General features: G+C 69.5%; 20 protein-coding genes and 2 tRNA genes. 20 read left to right on the top strand and 2 right to left on the bottom strand.

Features of this window, described 5'->3' with window-relative positions:
* The 11 genes from ilvN (at position 1) to RF650_RS03280 (ending at position 12,412) form a co-directional block, all read left to right on the top strand.
* Positions 1-510: an acetolactate synthase small subunit gene (ilvN, locus tag RF650_RS03330; RefSeq protein WP_064845687.1), complete on the top strand. Its 510-nt coding sequence runs from the start codon at positions 1-3 to the stop codon at positions 508-510.
* Between the two features lie 98 nt (positions 511-608).
* A complete protein-coding gene (ilvC, locus tag RF650_RS03325; protein ID WP_312918547.1) occupies positions 609-1,634 on the top strand; it encodes a ketol-acid reductoisomerase in 1,026 nt (341 codons plus the stop codon).
* 144 nt (positions 1,635-1,778) lie between these two features.
* A complete protein-coding gene (gene metG, locus RF650_RS03320) occupies positions 1,779-3,332 on the top strand; it encodes a methionine--tRNA ligase (protein ID WP_131332696.1) in 1,554 nt (517 codons plus the stop codon).
* A 193-nt stretch (positions 3,333-3,525) separates the two neighbouring features.
* Entirely contained in the window at positions 3,526-4,614 is a 1,089-nt protein-coding gene (locus RF650_RS03315; protein WP_131332697.1) for a 3-isopropylmalate dehydrogenase, read from the top strand.
* 108 nt (positions 4,615-4,722) lie between these two features.
* A complete protein-coding gene (locus RF650_RS03310; protein WP_206398982.1) occupies positions 4,723-5,820 on the top strand; it encodes a branched-chain amino acid aminotransferase in 1,098 nt (365 codons plus the stop codon).
* A gap of 117 nt (positions 5,821-5,937) precedes the next feature.
* Complete coding sequence (locus RF650_RS03305) at positions 5,938-6,711, top strand: fumarylacetoacetate hydrolase family protein (RefSeq protein WP_368814077.1); 774 nt, start codon at positions 5,938-5,940, stop codon at positions 6,709-6,711.
* A 195-nt stretch (positions 6,712-6,906) separates the two neighbouring features.
* Entirely contained in the window at positions 6,907-8,427 is a 1,521-nt protein-coding gene (gene gltX / locus RF650_RS03300; RefSeq protein ID WP_368814076.1) for a glutamate--tRNA ligase, read from the top strand.
* 143 nt (positions 8,428-8,570) lie between these two features.
* Positions 8,571-8,642, top strand: a tRNA-Gln gene (locus RF650_RS03295).
* A 164-nt stretch (positions 8,643-8,806) separates the two neighbouring features.
* Positions 8,807-8,879, top strand: a tRNA-Glu gene (locus RF650_RS03290).
* Positions 8,880-8,999: 120 nt separating this feature from the next.
* A complete protein-coding gene (locus RF650_RS03285) occupies positions 9,000-10,754 on the top strand; it encodes a dynamin family protein (protein WP_368814075.1) in 1,755 nt (584 codons plus the stop codon).
* The gene (locus RF650_RS03280; protein ID WP_368814074.1) at positions 10,751-12,412 is read left to right on the top strand and encodes a GTPase; all 1,662 of its coding nucleotides are present in this window, start codon (positions 10,751-10,753) and stop codon (positions 12,410-12,412) included. The genes RF650_RS03285 and RF650_RS03280 overlap by 4 nt, the downstream gene beginning before the upstream one ends.
* Before the next feature lie 63 nt (positions 12,413-12,475).
* Here RF650_RS03280 and RF650_RS03275 read toward each other — a convergent pair whose 3' ends face one another.
* Entirely contained in the window at positions 12,476-13,210 is a 735-nt protein-coding gene (locus RF650_RS03275; protein ID WP_165489845.1) for an IclR family transcriptional regulator, read from the bottom strand.
* A gap of 238 nt (positions 13,211-13,448) precedes the next feature.
* On the opposite strand from RF650_RS03275, the gene leuC reads away from it, so the two are divergent.
* From leuC to RF650_RS03240, 7 genes are all read left to right on the top strand, one after another.
* The gene (leuC, locus tag RF650_RS03270) at positions 13,449-14,882 is read left to right on the top strand and encodes a 3-isopropylmalate dehydratase large subunit (protein ID WP_098054710.1); all 1,434 of its coding nucleotides are present in this window, start codon (positions 13,449-13,451) and stop codon (positions 14,880-14,882) included.
* A 46-nt stretch (positions 14,883-14,928) separates the two neighbouring features.
* The gene (gene leuD, locus RF650_RS03265) at positions 14,929-15,528 is read left to right on the top strand and encodes a 3-isopropylmalate dehydratase small subunit (protein WP_368814073.1); all 600 of its coding nucleotides are present in this window, start codon (positions 14,929-14,931) and stop codon (positions 15,526-15,528) included.
* A 97-nt stretch (positions 15,529-15,625) separates the two neighbouring features.
* Positions 15,626-16,945, top strand: coding sequence for a UDP-N-acetylglucosamine 1-carboxyvinyltransferase (gene murA / locus RF650_RS03260; RefSeq protein ID WP_064845678.1), 1,320 nt, complete (start codon positions 15,626-15,628; stop codon positions 16,943-16,945).
* Positions 16,946-17,017: 72 nt separating this feature from the next.
* Entirely contained in the window at positions 17,018-17,761 is a 744-nt protein-coding gene (locus tag RF650_RS03255; RefSeq protein WP_098054707.1) for a 1-acyl-sn-glycerol-3-phosphate acyltransferase, read from the top strand.
* Positions 17,758-18,828, top strand: a complete 1,071-nt coding sequence (locus RF650_RS03250; RefSeq protein WP_368814072.1) for an NAD(P)H-dependent glycerol-3-phosphate dehydrogenase — start codon at positions 17,758-17,760, stop codon at positions 18,826-18,828. The genes RF650_RS03255 and RF650_RS03250 overlap by 4 nt, the downstream gene beginning before the upstream one ends.
* The gene (locus RF650_RS03245; protein ID WP_035964592.1) at positions 18,825-19,976 is read left to right on the top strand and encodes a D-alanine--D-alanine ligase family protein; all 1,152 of its coding nucleotides are present in this window, start codon (positions 18,825-18,827) and stop codon (positions 19,974-19,976) included. The genes RF650_RS03250 and RF650_RS03245 overlap by 4 nt, the downstream gene beginning before the upstream one ends.
* A 59-nt stretch (positions 19,977-20,035) precedes the next feature.
* On the top strand, positions 20,036-21,118 hold the full coding sequence (locus RF650_RS03240; protein WP_368814071.1) for a sulfite oxidase: 1,083 nt from the start codon (positions 20,036-20,038) through the stop codon (positions 21,116-21,118).
* A 9-nt stretch (positions 21,119-21,127) separates the two neighbouring features.
* Here RF650_RS03240 and RF650_RS03235 read toward each other — a convergent pair whose 3' ends face one another.
* A complete protein-coding gene (locus RF650_RS03235; RefSeq protein ID WP_368814070.1) occupies positions 21,128-21,754 on the bottom strand; it encodes a DUF3515 family protein in 627 nt (208 codons plus the stop codon).
* A gap of 74 nt (positions 21,755-21,828) precedes the next feature.
* On the opposite strand from RF650_RS03235, the gene thiL reads away from it, so the two are divergent.
* Both thiL and RF650_RS03225 read left to right on the top strand, forming a co-directional pair.
* Positions 21,829-22,944: a thiamine-phosphate kinase gene (thiL, locus tag RF650_RS03230; RefSeq protein ID WP_368814069.1), complete on the top strand. Its 1,116-nt coding sequence runs from the start codon at positions 21,829-21,831 to the stop codon at positions 22,942-22,944.
* The gene (locus tag RF650_RS03225) at positions 22,934-23,881 is read left to right on the top strand and encodes a DAK2 domain-containing protein (protein ID WP_368814068.1); all 948 of its coding nucleotides are present in this window, start codon (positions 22,934-22,936) and stop codon (positions 23,879-23,881) included. The genes thiL and RF650_RS03225 overlap by 11 nt, the downstream gene beginning before the upstream one ends.
* Positions 23,882-23,898 lie beyond the last annotated feature (17 nt).

The raw sequence follows: 23,898 nt of genomic DNA, 5'->3' as shown, positions 1-23,898 counted from the left end.
ATGAGCCGACACACTCTTTCCGTCCTGGTGGAGGACAAGCCGGGCGTGCTGACCCGCGTGGCGGGGTTGTTCGCGCGGCGCGCGTTCAACATCCACTCGCTCGCGGTGGGCCCCACGGAGCTGAACGGGATCTCCCGGATCACCGTGGTGGTCGATGCTGAGGGTGAGCTGCTCGAGCAGGTCACCAAGCAGCTGAACAAGCTGATCAACGTGATCAAGATCGTGGAGCTGTCGCCGGAGTCCTCCGTGCAGCGGGACCACATCCTGGTCAAGGTCCGCGCGGACGCGGCCACCCGGTTGCAGGTCACGCAGGCCGCGGACCTGTTCCGCGCCACGATCGTGGACGTCTCCACGGAATCCGTGGTCATCGAGTCCACCGGATCGCGCGACAAGATCCACGCCCTCATGGATGTCCTGGAGCCCTTCGGGATCCGGGAGATCGTGCGAGCCGGCACCGTGGCCCTGGGCCGCGGCCCCAAATCCATGTCCGATCGCGCCCTGCGTCACTGACCGCTCGGCCGCAGGACACCGCATCCCGCGCAACGCCCGTGCCGTTGCGCCCCGACGTGCAATGCCCATCCGCTATTCGAAGGAGATAGAGCAAGCCCATGGCAAAGATCTACTACAACGACGACGCCGACCTGTCGATCATCCAGAACCGCTCCGTGGCCATCATCGGCTACGGCTCACAGGGCCACGCCCACGCGCTGAACCTGCGTGACTCGGGTGTGGACGTCCGCATCGGCCTGTCCGAGAACTCCAAGTCCCGCGCCAAGGCGGAGGCACAGGGCCTGCGCGTGCTGACCGTGGCCGAGGCCGCCAAGGAAGCGGACGTCATCATGATCCTGACCCCGGACCAGGTCCAGGCGCAGGTGTTCGAGGAGTCCATCAAGGACAACTTGGACGAGGGTGACGCGATCTTCTTCGCGCACGGCTTCAACATCCGTTTCGGTTACATCACGGCCCCCGAGGGCGTGGACGTGGCCATGGTCGCCCCCAAGGGCCCGGGCCACACCGTGCGCCGCGAGTTCGAGGCCGGGCGCGGTGTCCCGGACCTCGTGGCCGTCGAGGTGGACGCGTCCGGTCAGGCGCTGCAGCTCGCGCTGTCCTACGCCAAGGGCATCGGTGGCACGCGCGCCGGCGTCATCGAGACCACCTTCACCGAGGAGACCGAGTCGGACCTATTCGGTGAGCAGGCCGTGCTGTGCGGCGGCATGTCCCACCTGGTCCAATACGGCTTCGAGACGCTGACCGAGGCCGGCTACCAGCCGGAGATCGCGTACTTCGAGGTGCTGCACGAGCTCAAGCTCATCGTGGACCTCATGGTCGAGGGCGGCATCGCCAAGCAGCGCTGGTCCATCTCCGACACCGCCGAGTACGGCGACTACGTCTCCGGCCCGCGCGTGATCGACTCCTCCGTCAAGGAGCGCATGCAGGACGTTCTCAAGGACATCCAGGAGGGCGTCTTCGCGGACCGCTTCATGAAGGACCAGGCCGCCGGCGGCAGCGAGTTCAAGGAGTTGCGCGCCAAGGAGGAGAAGCACCCCATCGAGACAACGGGCCGCCAGCTGCGCTCGCTGTTCGCGTGGGAGCAGACGGACGAGGACTACACCGAGGGCACCGCCGCTCGCTGATCCCTCCTTCCGTTGCCTCCGCGCCGACAGGGCGTGACATAACTGACGACGACGCCGCGGTGCCCCTCCCACGGGAGGGGCACCGCGGCGTCGTACCCACTTCAAGGGCGACGGGCACGGTGCGCGGGTCGATAGAGTGGTGGGGTGACTGAGCAGACTCCCTTCTACGTGACCACGGCCATTTCCTACCCCAACGGCGCGCCGCACATCGGCCATGCCTACGAGGCGATCGCCGCGGACACCCTGGCCCGGTTCAAGCGGCTGGACGGCTTCGACGTCCGCTTCCAGACGGGGACGGACGAGCACGGCCAGAAGATGCAGCAGACCGCCGAGAAGCTGGGCGTGAGCCCTCGTGACCTCGCGGACGCCAATTCCGCGCGCTTCCTGGCCATGGACGACAAACTGCAGATCGGTTACGACCGCTTCATCCGCACGACGGACGAGGACCACTACGCGGCGTCGCAGGAGCTGTGGCGGCGCATGGAGGCCAACGGGGACATCTACCTGGGCAAGTACGCCGGGTGGTACTCCGTGCGGGACGAGGCCTACTACGCCGAGGACGAGACCGAGGTGCGCTCGGACGGTCAGCGCTACTCGATCGGTACGGGCACGGAGCTCACGTGGACCGAGGAGGAGAGCTACTTCTTCCGGCTCTCCGCGTACCAGGACCGCTTGCTCGAGCTCTACCGCACCGGGTTCGTTCAGCCCGAGACGCGCTCGCACGAGATCGCGTCCTTCGTGAGCGGCGGACTGCAGGACCTGTCCATCTCCCGCGCCACGTTCGACTGGGGCGTGCCCGTGCCGGGCAACCCCGAGCACGTGATGTACGTGTGGGTGGACGCCCTGACCAACTACCTCACGGGTCTGGGCTACCCGGACACGGACGCCGAGCTGTTCCGGGCGTTCTGGCCCGCGGACGTGCACCTGATCGGCAAGGACATCGCGCGCTTCCACGCCGTGTACTGGCCGGCGTTCCTGATGTCCGCGGGGCTCGAGCTGCCCCGGAAGGTCTTCGCGCACGGGTTCCTGTTCAACCAGGGCGAGAAGATGTCCAAGTCCGTGGGCAACGTGATCGATCCCCACGCCCTGATCGGCGAGTACGGGCTGGACCAGTTGCGCTTCTTCCTATTGCGAGAGGTCCCGTTCGGCCAGGACGGCAACTACTCGCACGACGCGATCGCCGGACGCATCAACTCGGATCTTGCCAACGACCTCGGCAACCTGGCCCAGCGCAGCCTCTCGATGATCGCCAAGAACCTCGGGGGTGCGGTGCCGGAACCGCGGGACTTCACTGCCGAGGACCTCGAAATGCTCGAACAGGCGGAGTCGGCGGTGGGGGACTACCGCGCGGCGTTCGACGAGCTCGCGTTCCACCGCGGTCTGGAGACCGTGTGGCGGGTCATCGCATCGGCCAACCGCTACTTTACGGCGCAGCAGCCGTGGGTGCTGCGCAAGACCGATCCGGAACGGATGGCCACCGTGCTGTACGTGACGGCGGAGGTGCTGCGCATCGTCGCGATCCTCGTACAGCCGGTCATGCCGGATTCCATGGCCAGGCTGCTGGACCAGCTCGGTCAGCCCGAGGGGGAGGCGCGGCAGTTCTCGGCCCTGGGGACGCGGCTCGCCGCGGGGACCGAACTGCCCAAGCCCTCCGGCGTGTTCCCGCGCTACGAGGCCCCGGAGGCGCTCCAGGACTGAGGTACTGCGGTATCGAGGTGCGGTGGCCGGGTCGTCGTCGGTCGGCCCGGCCGTTGCCTGTCCGCACGACGCCGCAGCGACCGTTGCGGGCCGGTCGGCTGTCAGCGGATCTCGCGCCCACTGTTCGTCTCGCTATATGAAACCCGGGTTCACCATGTGGAAGGCCGCGGCGGGCGCACCTAAGCTGGCCTCCATGAGTCCGACGTCACCTTCCGCACCCGCCCGCAGCCACTCGATCGCCGTCCTGCCCGGTGACGGTATCGGCCCGGAGGTCGTGGCCGAGGCCGTCAAGGTCCTCGACGCCGTGACCCGCCCCGCGGGGGTGACCCTCGAGAAGACGAGCTACCCGCTCGGCGCCGAGCACTGGCTCGAGACCGGTGAGGTGCTCAACGAGGACACCATGGAACGGTTGCGTTCCCACGACGCGATCCTGTTCGGTGCCGTGGGTGCCGCCCCCAACGACAAGCGCATCCCCTCCGGGATCCTCGAACGCGATCTGCTGCTCAAGCTGCGCTTCGGGTTCGACCACTACATCAACCTGCGCCCCGCGGTGCTGTACCCCGGTGCCACGAGCCCTCTGTCGGACCCGGGGGAGATCGACTTCGTGGTCGTGCGCGAGGGCACCGAGGGGCTCTATGCGGGTAACGGTGGCACGCTGCGCACGGGCACCGAGCACGAGATCGCGACCGAGGTGTCCGTGAACACGGCCCACGGTGTCCGCCGCCTGGTGCGCTACGCGTTCGACCTCGCGAACAGCCGCACGCGCAAGCGGCTGACCCTGGTCCACAAGCACAACGTCCTGGTCAACGCCGGGCGGCTCTACCAGCGAACCGTGGACGAGATCGGGGAGCAGTACCCGGACGTCACCGTGAACTACATGCACATCGACGCCGCCACGATCTTCATGACCACCGACCCCGCGCGCTTCGACGTGATCGTGACCGACAACCTGTTCGGGGACATCCTCACCGACCAGGCCGGCGCGGTCACCGGGGGTATCGGTCTGGCGCCCAGCGGCAATATCAACGCGGACCGCACCGCGCCGTCCATGTTCGAGCCCGTCCACGGCTCCGCCCCGGACATCGCCGGTACCGGCACCGCCCAGCCCACGGCCGCGATCCTCGCGGGCGCCATGATGCTCGAGCACCTGGGCCACCCCGATCTCGCGGAACAGGTCAACGCCGCCGTGCGCGCAGACCTGGAGGCGAACGGTTCCGCGCAGCGCAGCACGTCGCAAGTGGGCGACGACGTCGTGGCGCAGTTGGGTGCGCGCAGCGCCTAAGGTCCACGTCCCGGCCACCGCGGGCGGGATACTGGGAGCACATCATCACGCGCCAGCGCACCGCCTCAGCAGGGATGCCCGGCAGCACGCCGTCGAAGGAGAACACCAGTGAGCACTGAATTCGTTAAGCAGCTCAACCCTCACCCCGCAACCGATGAGGTGCGCGAAGCCGTGTTGCGGAACCCCGGTTTCGGCAAACACTTCACGGACCACATGGTGTGCATCGACTGGCAGGGGGACGTGGAAGCGAACACCGGCCGCTGGGACAACGCACGGCTGCAGCCGTACGGCCCGCTGAGCCTGGACCCGTCCACCGCCGTGCTGCACTACGGCCAGGAGATCTTCGAGGGACTCAAGGCCTACCGGCACGCGGACGGATCCGTGTGGAGTTTCCGCCCCGAGGTCAACGCCGCGCGGCTGAATCGCTCGGCGCAGCGGCTGGCCCTGCCCACGCTGCCCGAGGAGACGTTTGTAGATGCCATCCGCGAGCTCGTGGCCCAGGACGAGAAGTGGGTTCCTTCCGGGGAGGGCGAGTCCCTCTACATCCGTCCGTTCATGATCGGTACGGAGCCGTTCCTGGGGGTGCGTCCGTCCAGGGAGGCGCTGTTCTCCGTGATCGCGTCCCCGGCGGGCAATTACTTCGGCACGGTCGAACCCGTGGACATCTGGCTCTCGCGCACGTACGCCCGCGCGGGCAAGGGCGGCACGGGCTCCGCGAAGTGTGGTGGCAACTACGCGGCGTCGTTGATCGCCCAGATGGAGGGGGACGCGCACGGGTGCAGCCAGGTGCTCTTCCTGGACCACGAGCGCGGGGACGCGGTCGAGGAACTCGGTGGCATGAACGTGTTCTTCGTCTTCGACGACGGCCGGCTCGTGACCCCCGAACTGACCGGGACCATCCTCGAGGGGATCACGCGCGACTCCGTGATCCAGCTGGCCAAGGAACGCGGGCTGCAGGTCGAGGAACGCGCCTTCACCCTGGACGAGTGGCGCGAGGGCGTGAACTCGGGTCACCTCACGGAGGTCTTCGCGTGCGGCACGGCCGCGGTGATCGCACCCGTGCGGCGGCTCGTGAGCCACGACGAGACCATCGGCCCGGAGGACGCGGCTCCCGGCGAGGTGACCATGTCCATCCGCAAGCAGTTGCTGGACATCCAGACCGGTAAGGCGGAGGACACGCACGGTTGGTTGACCCGCTTGGCGTGATCCACGTGGCGTGAATCCCTCGGCACGCTTCGCGTGGCGGGGTCCGTGCCACCCGTTCGACCAGCCGCCCCCGGTCCGACCTCGGTTGCACCGGGGGCGGCTGTGTAGCCTGTGAGCATGCGCATCGCACGGTTCACACACGACAACGAAATCCACTTCGGCACGGTGCACGGGGAACCCGGCGCCGAGACGCTGCGGTACCTCACCGGCGACCCTCTGTACGTGGGGATCCAGGAGCTCGAACGCACCGTGGCCGTGTCCGAGGCCCGCTTGCTCGCCCCGGTGATCCCGCGCTCCAAGATCGTGTGCGTGGGGCGCAATTACGCAGCGCACACGAAGGAGCTCGGCAACGAGCTGCCGCCCGCTCCCATGCTGTTCTTCAAACCGAACACCGCGGTGTCCGGTCCCGGCGATCCCGTGACCCTGCCCAGCTGGACCGAGGAGGTCTCGTACGAGGCCGAGCTCGCCGTGGTGATCGGGCGCATGTGCAAGGACGTCCCCGTGGAACGCGTTCCCGAGGTCGTGTTCGGCTACACCGCCGCGAACGACCTCACGGCCCGCGACGCCCAGCGCACCGACGGCCAGTGGGCCCGAGCCAAGGGATTCGACGGCGCGTGCCCGATCGGCCCGTGGATCGAGACCGAGCTGGACACCTCCGCCCTGTCCGTGCGCTCCACCGTGAACGGGCAGCTCAAGCAGGACGGCAACACGCGGGACATGATCTTCGACGTGGCCACGCTCGTCTCCTACGCGTCCGAGGCCTTCACGCTGTTGCCCGGTGACGTCATCCTCACGGGGACCCCCGCGGGGGTCGGGATCGTGGACGAGGGCGATCAGCTCTCCGTGCAGGTCGAGGGGATCGGCGAGCTCACCACGGTGCTGCGGCGCTGACCCGGCGCGCCGCCAGCCCACCCCCCCCGGGGTGCGCCGTCGCCTGACGACCCGGGGCGCACGCGTTGCCGAGCCGTCCCTCGGCGCGCCGTCGTCGGAGCCGGCCGGGGCGGTGCGGCAGCGCTCGCCGACGCCCGCGCGGGCAGTCCCCGTACCCGCCGCGGGGGTGACACCTACCCGTAGAATAAACGCATCATGACTGACGACGCAGCGACTTTGCACCCCACCGTTCCCGCCGACGCACCCGTGCGCGTGCGCTTCTGCCCGTCCCCCACGGGCACCCCGCACGTGGGTCTGATCCGCACGGCCCTGTTCAACTGGGCGTGGGCCCGCCACACGGGCGGCACGCTGGTGTTCCGGATCGAGGACACGGACGCCGCCCGCGATTCCGAGGAGAGCTTCCAGCAGATCCTGGACGCCCTGGGCTGGCTGGGCATCACGTGGGACGAGGGCGTCAACGTGGGCGGACCCCACGAGCCCTACCGGCAGTCCCAGCGCGGCGAGATCTACCAGGACGTCCTGACCCGGCTCGTGGCCGGCGGCTACGTCTACGAGGACTTCTCCACGCCCGAGGAGGTCGAGCAGCGTCACCGTTCCAAGGGTGAGGACCCCAAGCGCGGGTACGACAACTTCGATCGTGACCTCACAGAGGAGCAGAAGGATGCGTTCCGGGCCGAGGGCCGCAAGCCCGTGCTGCGCCTGCGCATGCCGGACGAGGACATCACGTTCACGGACCTCGTGCGCGGTGAGATCACCTTCAAGGCGGGCTCGGTCCCGGACTTCGTGGTGGCCCGCGCGAACGGCCAACCGCTCTACACACTCGTGAACCCCGTGGACGACGCCCTCATGGGGATCACCCACGTACTGCGCGGCGAGGACCTGCTGTCCTCCACGCCCCGGCAGATCGCGCTGTACCGCGCACTCATGGGCATCGGGGTCGCCGAGTTCATCCCCGAGTTCGGGCACCTGCCCTACGTCATGGGGGAGGGCAACAAGAAGCTCTCCAAGCGGGACCCGGAGTCTAACCTCTTCCACCACCGCGACAACGGGTTCATCCCCGAGGGTTTGCTGAACTACCTGGCCCTGCTCGGATGGTCGCTGTCCGCGGACGAGGACATCTTCACCGTGGACCAACTCGTGGCGAACTTCGACATCCACGACGTCCTGGCCAACCCTGCGCGCTTCGACCTCAAGAAAGCCACGGCGATCAACGGCACGCACGTGCGCATGCTGGACCCCCGGGACTTCCGGGACCGGCTGATCCCGTACCTGCGCTCCGCCGGCCTCGTGGGGGAGACCCTGACCGAGAAGGAGAACGACGTCCTGGATCGGGCCGCCCCGCTCGTGCAGGAGCGCATGAACCTGCTCGGTGAGACCCCCGGCCTGCTGGGCTTCCTCTTCCTGCCGGACGAGCAGATCGAGATCGCCCCGGACGCCGCCAAGCAGCTCAAGGACAGCGCACCCCAGGTGCTCGACGCCGCTCTCACGGCTCTCGAGTCGCTGGAGGAGTTCTCGGCCGAGAAGATTGAGATCGCCCTGCGCGAGGCAATCGTGGATGGGCTGGGGATCAAGCCGCGCCTGGCGTTCGGCCCGGTCCGCACGGCAGTGTCCGGCCAGCGGATCTCCCCGCCCCTGTTCGAATCCCTCGAAATCCTGGGGAAAGAATCGTCGCTCAAGCGCATTCGCGCGCTGCGCGAGCAGCTCGCCGCGTCCTGACCCGATCCGTCCGCGACGGGTGGGTGTCACCCGGGAGGCGACCCCCACCCTGCGGACCGGTTTGGCAGCGGCGGGTTCCCCGGGTATAGTTATTGCTCGTTGCGCGGCCGATCCGGTGCGGACCGGGCGGGCAGTGAGACCATTGGGATATGGTGTAATTGGCAACACAACGGTTTCTGGTACCGTCATTCTAGGTTCGAGTCCTGGTATCCCAGCGCTTTCTGGCATCGGACGGACCACGGTTCGAACGGACCGAGCATCGCTGTTCCACGGTGGGTTTTCCCGAATTGGAGCATTACCGCGAAGATGTTACTGTTTGGTGCGTCAACGCGGGACCGCACAGGAACGAGTTTCCGACAGCGGTCCACGGAAAGTACACGGCCCCATCGTATAGCGGCCTAGTACGCCGCCCTCTCACGGCGGTAACGCGGGTTCGAATCCCGCTGGGGTCACTACGGAAGAGCCTCGGTTTCCACGGAAACCGGGGCTCTTCGCATGTCTGCCACCCACTGCTCCCGTCCGTTCCCGGCGCGCTGCCGCGACGCCCGCGTGACGGCTGGCACAATGATCGTGTGAACACCGAGAACGCACCGGCCGTGCCGCTCATCGAGTCCCTCGAGACCACGCGTGAGCTCTTGCGCTCCACGACCCTGCCGCTCGCCACGGCGAGCGCGGCGCAACAGCGCGAGAACGCGGCGCGTGCCGTGGCCCAGTTGGACGACTACGTCCTGCCGCGTGTCCGTTCGTTGGACGCCCCGCTGCTGGCCGTGGTGGGCGGTTCCACGGGCGCGGGGAAATCGACCCTGGTCAACGCCCTCGTGGGCCACCCGGTCACACGCTCCGGGGCCATTCGCCCCACCACGCGCAGACCCCTGCTGATCCATCACCCGAGCGACGCGGGGGCGTTCACCACTCAGCGTGTGCTGCCGCACCTGGCCCGGGTCCAGGGGACCCTCGTGGATCCCTCTCGCCCCGCGCCGGCGCCCGACGACGGTGGGACGGCCGTGGAGGACACCGGGTCCCTCGTGTTGCTCGCGGACCAGAACATCCCCAAGGGCCTCGCGATCCTGGACGCCCCGGACGTAGATTCCGTCTCGGACAATAACCGGGCCCTGGCCGCCCAGTTGCTCTCCGCCGCGGACCTGTGGCTGTTTGTCACGACCGCCAATCGCTACGCGGACGCCGTGCCGTGGCAGCTGCTGCGCAACGCTGCGGGGCGCGACATCACGGTGGCCGTGGTGCTGGACCGGGTGCAGGCGTCGTCGGCCGCGGAGATCGAGGAGGACCTGCGACGGATGCTCAACGAGGAGGGACTGGGTGGCGCCCCGATCTTCGTGGTCGAGGAGTCCCCGCTCAACGAGCTGCGCATGCTGCCCCCGGCCGCCGTGGAACCGCTGCGTGAGTGGCTCGAGACGCTCGGCGCGGACGCGCAGGCCCGCTCGGAGATCGCCGCGCGCACCCTCGGGGGAGCGGTGCGGGAACTCGCGGACACGACCGACCGCACCGCGGAGGCCGTGGCGGGCCAGCAGCACACGGAGGAGCACCTGCGCCGCGAGGTGACCACGTCCTTCGACGAGGCGCTGCGCGCGATCATCGACTCCACTCGGGACGGGACCCTGTTGCGCGGTGAGGTGCTCGCACGCTGGCAGGACTTCGTGGGAACCGGCGAGTTCTTCCGCAGCCTCGAGGCGGGAATCGGGCGGGTCCGGGACCGGATGACCGCGTTCTTCAAGGGCCAACCCGCACCCGAGGTGCGCGTGGAGGAAGCCATCGAATCGGGTCTGCAGGCCGTGATCGTGGAGAACACGGCCCGTGCCGCGGAATCCGCCGAGCGGCGCTGGCGTGACGAGCCCGCCGGACAGGTGTTGCTCGCGGGCCGGGATGCGGCCGGCCTGCCACCGGACTTCCCCGACCAGGTCGCGGAGAGCATCCGGTCGTGGCAGTCGGACGTCATGCTCATGATCCAGCAGGAAGGCGCGGGCAAGCGCACGCGGGCCCGCGCAATGTCGCTGGGCGTGAATGCGCTCGCCGTGATCCTCATGATCGCCGTGTTCTCGACCACGGGCGGGCTGACCGGCCTGGAGGTCGGGATCGCGGGTGGTTCGGGTGTCGTGGGGACCAAACTGCTCGAGGCGGTCTTCGGTGAGGACGCCGTGCGCCGGATGAGCGACCAGGCGCGCAAGAACCTGGAGACCCGGATCCGGACGATGCTGGCCGGTCGTGCCAAGCAGTTCCTGGACACGATCGACGAACTCGGGGAGCACCCCTCGGCCGAGCAACTGCACGCAGCGGCCGCCCGCGTGCGCGCAGAGAGCGAGGCCCTGTGAGCCCGCGTTCCCGGGACCAGGACGTGTCCCTGTCCGATCGGATCTCAGGACTCGCGCAGGCCGTGGAGATCGCGGAGGGTCGCCTGGACGCCGAGGTGATCCGGGGTGCGCGGGAGACCCTCGAGCGCGCCGCGCAGCGCCGGGCCCTGTCCGCGGACCACACCGTGGTGGGCTTCTTCGGCGCCACGGGCTCCGGCAAGTCCTCCCTGTTCAACGCCGTGGTCGGTCAGGACCTCGCCCGTAGTGCGGCGCGCCGACCCACGACCTCCGCACCGCTCGCCGCGATCTGGGGGGATGAGGGCAGCCAGCCGCTGCTCGACTGGCTCGACGTCGCTGACCGCAGGGTCGTGGGTCCCGCGCTGAGCACGTCCACCGGGCGCAAGGCGAGCACCACGAGCGGTGGGCTCGTGCTGCTGGACCTGCCGGACTTCGACTCCGTGACGCGGGAACATCGGCAGATCGTCCAGCGCATGGTCGGTCTCGTGGACGTGGTCGTGTGGGTCGTGGACCCCCAGAAGTACGCGGACGCGGTGTTGCACCAGGACTTCGTGCAGCCACTCGCGCGCCACGGCGCCGTGACCATGGTCGTGCTCAACCAGGCGGACCGGCTCGATGAGCGGGACGTCCCCTCGGTGCTCGCATCGCTCACGGAACTCGTGGCGCAGGACGGCCTCCCCGCGACCGGGCCGAGCGCGCCCGTGGCCGTCTCCGCTCTCACGGGTCAGGGTGTCCCGCAGCTGCGGGACCGGATCCACGCCGTGGCCGCCCAACGCGCCGCCGCCGGGCAGCGGCTCGAGGCGGACGTCATCCACAGCGCCGGGGAACTCGCGCGCGCCGCGGGGGAGGGCGATCCGCGCGGGATCACCAAGGACGCGAGTGAACGGCTCACCGCCGGGCTCGCGCGTGCCGCCGGCATCGACCTGGTCGCGGACGCCGCGGCCCGTTCGTACCGGTTGCGCGCGGGGCGGCACACCGGGTGGATCGCCACGCGCTGGCTCACCCGCCTGCGCAAGGACCCGCTCAAGCGCCTGCACATCGAGAGCCATGACAAGCACTCGGACCCCGGGGTGCACCGCACGTCCCTGCCGCCCATGAACGCGTCCCAGAAGGCCGCCGCGGACTCCGCCGTGCGCGGTTTCGCGGACGATGTCTCCCAGGGCGCCGGGGAGCCGTGGCGGCGCAGCATCCGTGGCGCCGCCCGCAGCAACGAACAGCGGTTGCCGGACGCGCTGGACCAAGCCGTCGCACGCACCAAGTTCTCCGCGCGCGGGGCGTCCTGGTGGTGGATCGTCTTCGACGTCCTGCAGTGGCTCGCCATGCTCGTCACGGTGCTCGGTCTGTTGTGGTTGCTGGGTCTGTTCCTGGCCGAGTACTTCCAGATCCCCCTGCCCCCGCCACCCACGGTCGAGGGCTTCCCACTACCCGTGCCCACGCTCATGGTGCTCGCGGGGGTCGTGCTCGCGCTCTTCCTCGCGCTCACGGGCGCGGTGATCGCGTCGCTCGCGTCCCGTGTCCGGGCCTCGCGGGTACGACGTCGCTTGCAGCGATCCGTCCGCACGACCGCCGAGGAGACGGTCCAGGCCCCGGTGGAACACGAACTCGAGGCGCACCGCGAGTTCACCGGGGCCGTGGCACGGGCGGCGCTCACGCGGCGCTGACCTGCACGGCGTGCTCGGGGCTCACCCTTGCGGATGCGCCCGGCCCGGGTTGCGCCCGCGGGCTCACGCGGCGCTGACGCGCACGGCCTCCGAGAGGTGCCGGGCCGCCTGGACCACGATGTCCGCGTGCTTCCGACCGGGCTGCTTGGACAGGCGTTCGATGGGTCCCGAGATGGACACCGCGGCGATCACCCTGCCCGAGGGTCCACGCACGGGCGCGGAGACCGAGGCGATCCCCGGTTCGCGTTCGCCGATCGACTGGGCCCAGCCGCGGCGTCGTACCCCGGCGAGGGTCGTGGCGGAGAACCGCGCGTGATGCAGCCCCTCGATCAGGCGCGCGTGGTCCTCCCACGCCACGAGCACCTGCGCGGCGGAGCCCGCCTTCATGGACAACTGGGTGCCCACGGGGATCGTGTCGCGCAAGCCGATGGGCCGTTCGGCCGAGGCCACGCACACGCGCCACTCGCCCTGGCGGCGGAACACCTGGGAGGACTCACCGGTACTGTCCCGCAACTGCAGGAGCACGGGGGCCGCGGCAGAGATCAGCCGGTCCTCACCCGCGGCCGAGGCGAGCTCCACCAGGCGGGACCCGAGGACGAAGCGCCCGTGCACGTCCCGGCCCACGAACCGGTGATGGGCGAGCGCCACTGCGAGCCGGTGGGCGGTGGGTCGCGCGAGCCCCGTGGTCTCCACGAGATCCGCGAGGGAGGCCGCGCCGGCCTCGAGGGCGTCCAGGATAAGGGAGGCCTTGTCGATGACCCCCACGCCGGAGGGGGAGAACGAGGACTCCTCGGGCATGCCCGAGCCCGTCCCTCGGCCGCCCAGGGGAGAGCCCAGGGGGGCTCCGGAAGGATCCATCGCGTGCGTCGTGTCCATGCCTTGATATTGCCGTCTCACAATGCGAGAAGCAAGTCCGAGGAGTGGAACTGCTCGCCGCGAGCGATGACCATGATGGCAACGGTCACGTGCGGGACGCGCGAACGCCGCCCACGCGGCGTCGCCCACCGCACGCCAGGACACGAGCAGGAGTGACGAGATGACGAGCACACAGACCACCGCGCCGCGGACGCTGGCGGAGAAGGTGTGGAACGACCACCTGGTGCGCCAGGGTGAGGCCGGACGCCCCGACCTGATCTACATCGACCTCCACCTGCTCCACGAGGTCACGAGCCCCCAGGCCTTCGAAGGCCTGCGGCTGGCCGGACGCGGACTGCGGCGCACCGATCTGACAATCGCGACCGAGGATCACAACACGCCCACCGAAAACATCTTCTCGACCATCGCGGACGAGACCTCCCGCAAGCAGATCGAGACGCTGCGCCGCAACTGCGAGGAATTCGGTGTGCGGCTGCACTCTCTGGGGGACGCCGAACAGGGGATCGTGCACGTGGTGGGTCCGCAGCTGGGGCTGACCCAGCCGGGGATGACCGTGGTGTGCGGTGACTCCCACACATCCACGCATGGAGCCTTCGGGGCGCTCGCGTTCGGGATCGGCACGTCCGAGGTGGAGCACGTCATGGCCACCCAGACCCTCTCGCTCGCACCGTTCAAGACCATGGCCATCAATGTGGAGGGCACGCTCAAGCCGGGGGTCAGTTCCAAGGACATCATCCTGGCCGTGATCGCCAAGATCGGCACGGGCGGCGGGCAGGGTCACGTGCTCGAGTACCGCGGGTCCGCGATCCGCTCCCTGTCCATGGAAGCGCGCATGACGATCTGCAACATGTCGATCGAGGCGGGTGCGCGGGCGGGGATGATCGCGCCGGACCGGACCACGTTCGACTACGTCGAGGGCCGCCCGCACGCGCCACAGGGTGAGGACTGGGACGCCGCCGTGGAGTACTGGAAGACCCTGCGCACGGACGAGGGCGCCACGTTCGACCGCGAAGTGTTCATCAACGCGGATGAACTGGAGCCGTTCGTCACGTGGGGCACCAACCCGGGTCAGGGCGTGCCGCTGTCCCAGGCGGTCCCGGATCCGGAGGACGCCGGGGACGACAACGCCAAGGACGCCGCGCGGCGCGCCCTCGAGTACATGGGCCTGGAAGCCGGAACACCCATGAAGCAGATCCCCGTGGACACCGTGTTCCTGGGCTCGTGCACCAACTCCCGCATCGAGGACCTGCGGGCCGCCGCGGCGATCGTCAAGGGCCGCAGCAAGGCCGAGAACGTGCGGGTCATGGTTGTCCCCGGTTCCGCCAAGGTGCGCTTGCAGGCCGAGGCCGAGGGGTTGGACAAGGTGTTCACGGACTTCGGCGCGGACTGGCGCTTCGCGGGATGCTCCATGTGCCTCGGGATGAATCCGGACCAGTTGGCACCGGGGGAGCGCTGCGCCTCCACGTCCAACCGCAACTTCGAGGGGCGCCAGGGCAAGGGCGGGCGCACCCACCTGGTGTCGCCGGTGGTCGCGGCTGCCACGGCCGTGCGGGGGACCCTCAGCGCGCCGTCGGACCTCGAGCCGGTGGCCTGAGCCCCGCAACCCGCCGCGACGTACACCACCAGAAAAGGACACAGCCATGGAGAAGTTCACCACCCACCGGGGCGTGGGTGCCCCGCTCAAGCAGTCGAACGTGGACACCGACCAGATCATCCCCGCCGTTTACCTCAAGCGCATCACCAAGACCGGTTTCGACGACGCCCTGTTCGCCGGGTGGCGCAAGAACCCCGAGTTCGTGCTCAACCAGCCCGAGTACCGCAACGCTTCCGTGCTCGTGGCCGGCGCGGACTTCGGTACGGGGTCGTCGCGCGAGCACGCCGTGTGGGCGCTGCGCGACTACGGGTTCAAGGCCGTGATCTCCTCCCGTTTCGCGGACATCTTCCGCGGCAACTCGGGCAAACAGGGATTGCTTGCGGCGCAGGTGGACCAGTCGGACGTAGAGCTGCTGTGGAAGCTCATGGAGGAGCAGCCCGGCGTGGAGATCCAGGTGGACCTGGAGTCGCGCACCGTCACGTGCGGGCCCGTGACGGTGCCCTTCCAGATCGACGACTACACCCGCTGGCGGCTCATGGAGGGTCTCGACGACATCGGGTTGACCCTGCAGCATGAGGCGGACATCGATGCGTACGAGTGCACCCGCCCCGCGTTCAAGCCCACCACGCTGCCCGCCCGAACCTGAGTGGCGGCTGGACCGATCAGCGGTTCGAGCCGGTAGAATGTCGAGGTCCCGTGCGTGTTCCGCGCCCGGGAGATCCCTTCCCGCAGATCGGTAGGTCATGACTTCTTTGCGCATCACCGGCGGCGTTCCGCTGTCGGGTCAGGTGACGGTACGCGGCGCCAAGAACCTGGTTCCCAAGGCCATGGTGGCCGCGCTGCTCGGCTCCACTCCTTCCACGCTGGGCAACGTGCCGGAGATCAAGGACGTCAAGGTCGTCACGGACCTGCTGAGCCTGCACGGTGTGGAGGTCACGCGCGACGACGCGCGGGGTGAGTTGACGCTCGACCCCACCAACGTGACTCGTGCCCGCCATGCGGACATCGACGCCCACGCCGGCGACTCGCGGATCCCGATTCTGCTGTGCGGCCCGCTGTTGCACGCACTGGGAGAGGCGTTCATCCCGGACCTGGGCGGGTGCCGGATCGGTGACCGACCCATCAACTACCACCTCGAGGTGCTGCGCAATTTCGGCGCCAAGGTGGAGAAGCTCGATTCGGGGATCCGGATGAGTGCACCGCACGGGTTGCAGGGCGCCAAGATCGACTTGCCGTACCCGTCCGTGGGGGCCACGGAACAGGTGCTGCTCTCCGCCACGCGTGCCGAGGGCCATACCGAGCTGCGCGGTGCCGCGACCGAGCCCGAGATCATGGACCTGATCGCGATCCTGCAGAAGATGGGCGCGCTCATCACCGTGCAGACGGACCGTGTGATCCGCATCGAGGGCGTTCCTGAACTCACGGGGTACGTGCACAGCGCGCTGCCCGACCGCATGGAAGCGGCGTCGTGGGGTTCCGCGGCACTGGCCACCGGTGGTGACATCTTCGTGGCCGGCGCCAAGCAGGCGGACATGATGACCTTCCTCAACACCTTCCGCAAGGTGGGCGGTGGGCTGGACATCCGCGAGGACGGCATCCGCTTCTACCACCCGGGCGGGGACCTCAACCCCCTGATCGTGGAGACGGACGTGCACCCCGGATTCATGACCGACTGGCAGCAACCGCTCGTGGTCGTGTTGACCCAGGCCAAGGGCGTGTCGATCGTGCACGAGACCGTGTACGAGAACCGTTTCGGCTTCACGCGCGCGCTCAACCGCATGGGCGCCGTGATCCAGTTGCACCGCGAGTGCCTGGGCTCGGTGCCGTGCCGCTTCGGGCAGCGCAACTTCCTGCACTCCGCCGTGATCTCCGGCCCCACGCCGTTGCACGCCACCGACATCCACATCCCGGACCTGCGCGGCGGGTTCTCCCACCTGATCGCGGCGCTGTCCGCGGAGGGCGTCTCGCACGTGACCGGTGTGGAACTGATCAAGCGCGGCTACGAGCACTTCACCGACAAACTGGGTGGGCTGGGCGCGAACTTCACCGTCGACGAGCGGTGAGCCCCCGCCCGCACCGCACGGCTCACCCGATCGAGGGAACTGCAATCCGTCCAGCAAGGAGTGACAGCCCGGATGAGTAGGACCTCGCAGCGTTCAACGTTCCGCGTCCTTGCGGGGATGGTGATCCCCGTCTACCGACTGTTCGCCAGATCCCACTGGCGTGGCCGGGAGAACTTCCCGGACTCCGGCGGTTTCGTGGTGGTGGCCAACCACCTCACGGAGCTCGATCCGATCACCGTGGCCTACCCGGTCTACGCGTCCGGGATCATGCCGCGGTTCCTGGCTAAGGAGTCGTTGTTCCGGGTCCCGGTGGTGGGCACCATCATCGCGAAGATCGGGCAGGTCCCCGTGTACCGCGGAACCTCGCGCGCCAAGGACTCCCTGGTGGCCGCCCTGGCCGAACTCGACAGCGGCGGCGCCGTAATCGTGTATCCGGAGGGCACCATCACGCTGGACACCGAGATGTGGCCCATGCGCGGGCGCACGGGAGCCGCTCGTCTCGCGCTCAAGGCCGGCGTCCCGGTGGTGCCCATGGCGCACTGGGGGGACCAGGAGATCCTGTACCGGGACCCCAGCGGTCACCGCACGGTGAGCCTGTGGCCCCGTAAGCGCGTGGACGTGCTCGTGGGAGAGCCGATGCACCCGGAGGACCTCGTCCCCGGCGGTCTCCAGCGCCCTGGTCATCCGTCCTCCGACGAGCTCACGAAGGCCACCGAATCCATCATGGGTGCGATCACCGATCTGCTGGGTGAGTTGCGGCAAGAAGAAGCACCGCGCGAGCTCTTCGACCCGCGAGCCGGGAAGGTGGCCCCGTGACGCCGGATCCGAACGGTCCCCGTAAGGTCACCGTGCTGGGAGCGGGTTCGTGGGGCACCACGTTCGCCAAGGTCCTCGCGGACGCCGCCGCGGATGCCGGCGCCCAGCACACCGTGTGTCTGTGGGGCCGCGATTCCGAGTCGATGCAGCGGATCGCCCGCGAGCACCGCAACGACCGCTACGTCCCGGAGATCGAGCTACCGGAAACCCTCGAGTACTCGAGCGACCTGCGCTCGGCGCTCGCGGGAGCGGACCTCGTGGTCGCCGCGATCCCCGCCCAATCGCTGCGCGCGCAACTGGGCGCGGCGGCGTCGTACGTGGAACCGGAGGCCGTGATCCTGTCCCTGGCCAAGGGACTCGAATCCGGGACCGGGCTGCGGATGACCCAGGTGATCGCTCAGGTGCTCGCCGAACACACGCAGCGCACCGCGGAGGAGTGGGCCCGGCGCACGTGCGTGCTCTCGGGGCCCAACCTGGCCATGGAGATCGCGCGGGAGGAACCCACGGCGTCCGTGGTCGCGGCCACCGATCACGACACCGCCGCGTGGGTTGCGCGCTGCTGTGCCGCACCCTATTTCCGGCCCTACACGAACACGGACGTGATCGGCACCGAGATCGGCGGTCTCGTGAAGAACGTGATCGCCCTGTGCGTGGGGATCTGCGACGGCCGCGGCTACGGGGACAACTCCAAGGCCTCGGTCATGACGCGCGGCCTGGCCGAGACCACACGGCTGGCCCTGGCGCTGGGCGGCGACCTGACCACCTTGTCGGGGTTGTCCGGGATGGGCGACCTCGTGGCCACGTGCTCGTCCTCCCTGTCCCGCAACCACACGGCCGGTAGGCTCCTGGGGGCCGGACTGAGCCTCGAGCAGGTGCAGGACGCCATGACCCAGACCGCGGAGGGGATCAAGTCCGCCCCCGCGGTCCTCGCCCTCGCGCGCCGCCACGGCGTGGACATGCCCATCACGGAGGCCGTGGTGAGCGTACTGCGCAACGACGTTCCGGTCCACGAACTGGCGCCCAGGCTGTTGGGCCGCGATCTGAAATCCGAAGGGAACAGCGCATGAGCACCACCCACGAGAACCCCGAGTCCACCGCCGCGGGCAGTAAGCCGTGTGTCGCGGTCGTGTTCGGCGGGCGCTCGTCGGAACATTCCGTCTCCCTCATCACGGCGCGCTCGGTACTGCGGGCCATCGACCGTGACACGTGGGACGTGGTGAGTGTGGGGATCTCCACGGACGGCGCATGGTTCCTGTACTCCCAGGAGGAACTCGAGGCGCTGCTGGACGAGCAGCCCATGGCGCAGCTGCCCGTGGGGCGACGACGAGTGAGCCTGCCCCTGCAGACGGGGGACAGCCGGCTGCTGATCCACGATTCGGACGAGCACGGTGCCGCCCTGACCCGCGGCCGTCACGTGGACATCGTCTTCCCGTTGCTGCACGGTCCGTTCGGTGAGGACGGGACCCTGCAGGGGCTGCTCGAGCTCGCGGACCTGCCGTACGTGGGGTGCGGCGTGGCGGCCTCGGCGATCGGGATGGACAAGCACTTCATGAAGCTCGCGTTCCAGGCCGCCGGACTCGAGGTGGGTCCGTACACCGTGGTCCACGACCGCACGTGGCGCACCGACCCGCAGGGCGTGCACCGCGCCGTCGCCGAGCTGGGCTTCCCGGTCTTCGTCAAGCCCGCGCGCGCCGGGTCGTCCTTCGGGATCACCCGGGTGGACGACCCCTCGGGACTGGACGCGGCCATCGAGACCGCGCGCGAACACGACCGCAAGCTCGTGATCGAGGCGGGCATCGACGGCCGTGAGATCGAGTGCGCCGTCCTGGGTGGCCACGGCACCGACGATGCCCGCGCGTCCCTGCCCGGGGAGATCGAGGTGCAGGGTCACGCGTTCTACGACTTCGAGGCCAAGTACCTTGAGGACGACGGCGCTGCACTTTCGTGCCCCGCGAAGCTCCCGGAGGACGTGATCGACACGCTGCGCCGCGAGGCGGTGCGCGCGTTCCACGCCGTGGACGGTGAGGGGCTTGCACGCTGCGACTTCTTCGTGACGCCCGATCACCGCGTGATCATCAACGAGATCAACACCATGCCCGGGTTCACCCCCATCTCCATGTACCCGCGCATGTGGGACGCGAGCGGGCTGCAGTATAGTGCACTGATCGACGAGTTGATCACCCTGGCGCTCGAACGGCCCGTGGGGCTGCGCTGAATCCGCCCACGCACGCCGCGTGAGGGTTGCGTGAACGCCGGGATCGGAAGGGGCACCCCGTGTGGCACAAACGCGATGACATGATCGTCCACGAGACCCACCCGTACAACGCGGAACCACCCCGGTCGGGACTCCACGATCCGATCACGACCCCCGATTCCTTCTACGTGCGCAATCACGGCCCGGTGCCCGAGAACGACCCCGGGGACTGGGCGGTCACGGTCGACGGGCTCGTCGACGAGCCCGCGAGCTTCACGCCGGAACGGTTGCGGGAGGAGTTCACGCACCACACGCTCACGGCCACGATGCAGTGCGCGGGCAATCGCCGTGCCGGTTTCCTGCCCGTGCGTGACATCCCGGGGGAGGACCCGTGGGGACCCGGGGCCACCTCCACCGCGCCGTGGACCGGGGCTCGATTGTGCGACGTCCTGCGGTCGGTCGGTGTCGCGGACGGCGCCCGGCACGTGGAGTTCACGGCCTCGGACGTCTCCGACCTCGCGGATCCCCCGCAGGCCTACGGCGGGTCGATCCCGCTCGCCAAGGCGTTGTCGTCCGAGGTGCTGCTCGCGTGGGCGATGAACGGCGAACCCCTGCCCGTGGTGCACGGGGCGCCCGTGCGCGTCGTCGTCCCCGGGTACGTGGGGGCGCGCAGCGTCAAGTGGTTGCGCGGGATCACGGTGCGCGCGGACCCGTCCGAGAACTACTTCCAGGCCACGGCCTATCGCGTCCTGCCGCCCGGGGCGGACCCGGATCACGCCGGGCCGGGGGACGGCATCAGTCTGGGATCCGTCGCGTTGAACTGCGACATCCTGAGCCCGGAGGAGCGCGAGCACGTTCCGGGCGGTCCGGTGCGCGTCACCGGGTACGCGTACGCGGGGGACGATCGCACGGTGGCGCGCGTGGACGTCTCCGGGGACGACGGGCGCACGTGGCACCAGGCCGAGCTGGATGCGGCGGCCTCCCCGTGGGCGTGGCAGCACTGGGAGGCACTCGTCCCGGTGACCGGGGCCGGGTCCCATGTCCTGATGGCCCGCGCGTGGGACAGCACCGGCGCGTGCCAGCCGGAGTCACCGCGAGCGCTGTGGAACCCCAAGGGTTACGTGAACAACTCGTGGGCCCGGGTGGAGGTCACGGTCGAGTGAGGCCGCCTTCTAGGGGCGGCCCTGCTGCTCCAGGGTGTCCTTGACGGACAGGCACTGCCGGGTCTGCTCGATGTTCTGCATGGCGGATCCCGTGTCCACGAGCGCGGTCGAGGACGGCACGCGGCTGCTGTCGAAGAGCACCTCCACCGCGGGGGAACGGCCGTAGGTCACCGCGCGCCACTGGTCCTTCTGATCCGGCACCTCGGAGATCAGCCAGTCCACGCCGTTGACGTTCGTGCACGGGTCCGTGGTGGGTCCCGGTTCCTCCGCGCCGCAGCGCACGATCATGGCCGACGGGTCCCCGTAGGCCGTGGTGCCCTGGCTCGAGGTCTCCCGCTGATCCATCCCGCTCACCGACTCGGGCATCGCGAGCATCACGGACGCGCAGTCGGGGTTGGCGTTGTCCGGGGCGCCGTCCACGGTCACGGTCGAACCGCACCCGGTGAGCACGAGCGCACCTACCACAGCTGCGCCGACCACGCGGCGGCGGGACGACGACGTCGGTCGCGCCCTCCCGCGCCCCGTGGCGGCGTCGTGCCCTGCGCCTCGTACGACGCCGCGCAGCCGCGGCCGAGTCCCGGGGGCCTGCGCGGCGGACGTGGGCGTGGACGGGTGCTGCGGGGCCGGGGGAATCATGGCACCCAGGATAGGTGCTGCACCCGGGAGTTCGGTGACTGTGCCCGTCGGAATCGCTCGCTAGTGTAAGGGACATGACGCACGAGCCCGCCGCCCCGCCCGGGACCACCGTGTCCCAGCTCAGCGAGACCGAGCTGCTGGACGCGTTCCTCCCGGGCGCCACCACGGACGGACCGCACGTCCTGGTGGGACCCGGGGACGACTGCGCCGTGATCGCGGCCCCCGGCGAGCGGGTGATGGTCACCACGGACACGCTGACCGTGGACCAGGACTTCGCGATCGTGTGGCCGTGCGGTTACCGCACCACCGGCGCGGACGTGGGGCACAAGTGCGCCGCGCAGAACCTCGCGGACATCGCCGCCATGGGGGCCGTGCCCACGGCCATGGTCGTGTCCCTCACCATGCCGGGGGACACCCAGGTCGCATGGGTTTCCGAGTTCGCGGGGGGACTCTCGCGGGCCTTCGGTGAACTGGGCGCGGCGGAGTGCGCGCTCGTGGGCGGGGACCTCGGGTGGGGGCGGGAACTGTCCGTCACGGCCACGGTCCTGGGCAGGCTCGAGGGTGAGCCCGTACTGCGCAGTGGGGCCGGACGGGGCGGGACTCTCGTGCACGTGGGCGTGCTCGGCCGCGCGGCGGCCGGACTGGACGCCCTGCAGACCCCCGTGCCGGGGCGCTGGGACGGCGTCCCCGAGCCCGAACGGACCGCGCTGCACCGCGCCCAACTGCGACCGGCCCCGCCCGTTTCCGTGGGGGCGGAACTCGCTCGGGCAGGGGCGATCGCCATGCTCGACATCTCGGACGGTCTGTTGCGCGATGTCCGCCGGATCGCACGAGCGAGCGGCGTGAGCATCGACCTGGACCCGCAGGCCCTGGAACCCGCGGTGCACACGCTCGCCCACGCGGGGGAAGCCGTTGGGGTGGACCCGTGGCAGTGGGTGCTCACGGGGGGTGAGGACCACGGTCTGCTCGCCGTGCTCCCTGTGGATTCCCCGCTGCCGTCCGGGGTCCGTGCGATAGGCTCGTGTGCACCCTTGCCCCGCGAGGAAGGCCCCCGGGGCGGTGGCTCGTCAGCAGGGAACGAAGCACGGCAGCGGGGCCACGAGCGCGGCACCGTGACCATTGCGGGCCGGAGCCCACGGCAGTGGTTCGGTCGCGATGTCGTCGAAGGATGGGATCACTTTGAGCCATAGAGTCGGCTCGTCCACCACCGAGATACGCAACTGGCTCGACGCCGCGCACCGCCGGCTGCGCGAGCACGCGGACGTCCTAGACGATCTCAACGTCTTCCCCGTCGCGGACGCGGACACCGGTGCGAACCTCAGCGCCACGGTGGGATTCGCGGCGGAGGCCGCGCACCTGATCGAGGGCAGGGACGTGGGCGAACTGCTCGTCTACGCGGGCCAGGCCGCCCTCGAACAGGCCCGCGGGAACTCCGGCGTACTGGCCGCGGTGGCGTTGACCGCCATGGGCCAGGCGGTGGAGGGCTGCGTGCGGCTGACCGCCGCGCAGCTCAAGGCGGCGCTCATGGCAGCCCAGGTCCGGTGCTGGTCCGCACTCACCGAGCCCGTTCCGGGGACCATGATCTCCGTCCTGCAGGCCGCCGGGGAGGTACCCGTCCCGGACACCGCCGCGGAAGGGTCCAATCAGCAGCTCGTCGAGTGGCTGGACCTCATGGTGCAGGCCGCCACGCAGGCCGTTATCGACACCGTGGACCAGATTCCGGTGCTCACTGAACGCGGCACGGTGGATTCCGGCGCGCTCGGCATGCTCGTCATCCTCGCGACGCTGCGCACCGAACTCAGCGGGGAGGACTCGGCCGCGGACCCCGTGCAGGACATCGTCCGGGACCACGCGCTGCCGCTCACGAGTGGCGAGCAGGAGCCCTCGGATGGGTACGAGGTCATGGGCACCATGGACCTCTCCGCCTTGGACGCCGCCGAACTGCGCCATGAGCTCGACGACGCCGGGGACAGTGTGATCGTCAGCGCGGTCAGTGAGAACGAGAACGGGTACACGTGGCGCGTCCACGTGCACGTCGCGGACCCGGACACCGCGCTGGACCTCATGCGCCGGCGCGGCACCGCGCGCAATGTGACAGTGACGTCCCTCGCGGCGGAGCCACGGTGACCAGCCACCAGCCGGAC

Origin of the sequence: Kocuria sp. CPCC 205297 (assembly GCF_040981035.1) — a bacterium.
In the GTDB taxonomy this organism is placed as follows: Bacteria; Actinomycetota; Actinomycetes; order Actinomycetales; family Micrococcaceae; genus Kocuria; species Kocuria marina.
The sequence above is the reverse complement of the archived record's forward strand: the minus strand, read 5'-3'. Positions and strand labels throughout refer to the sequence as shown.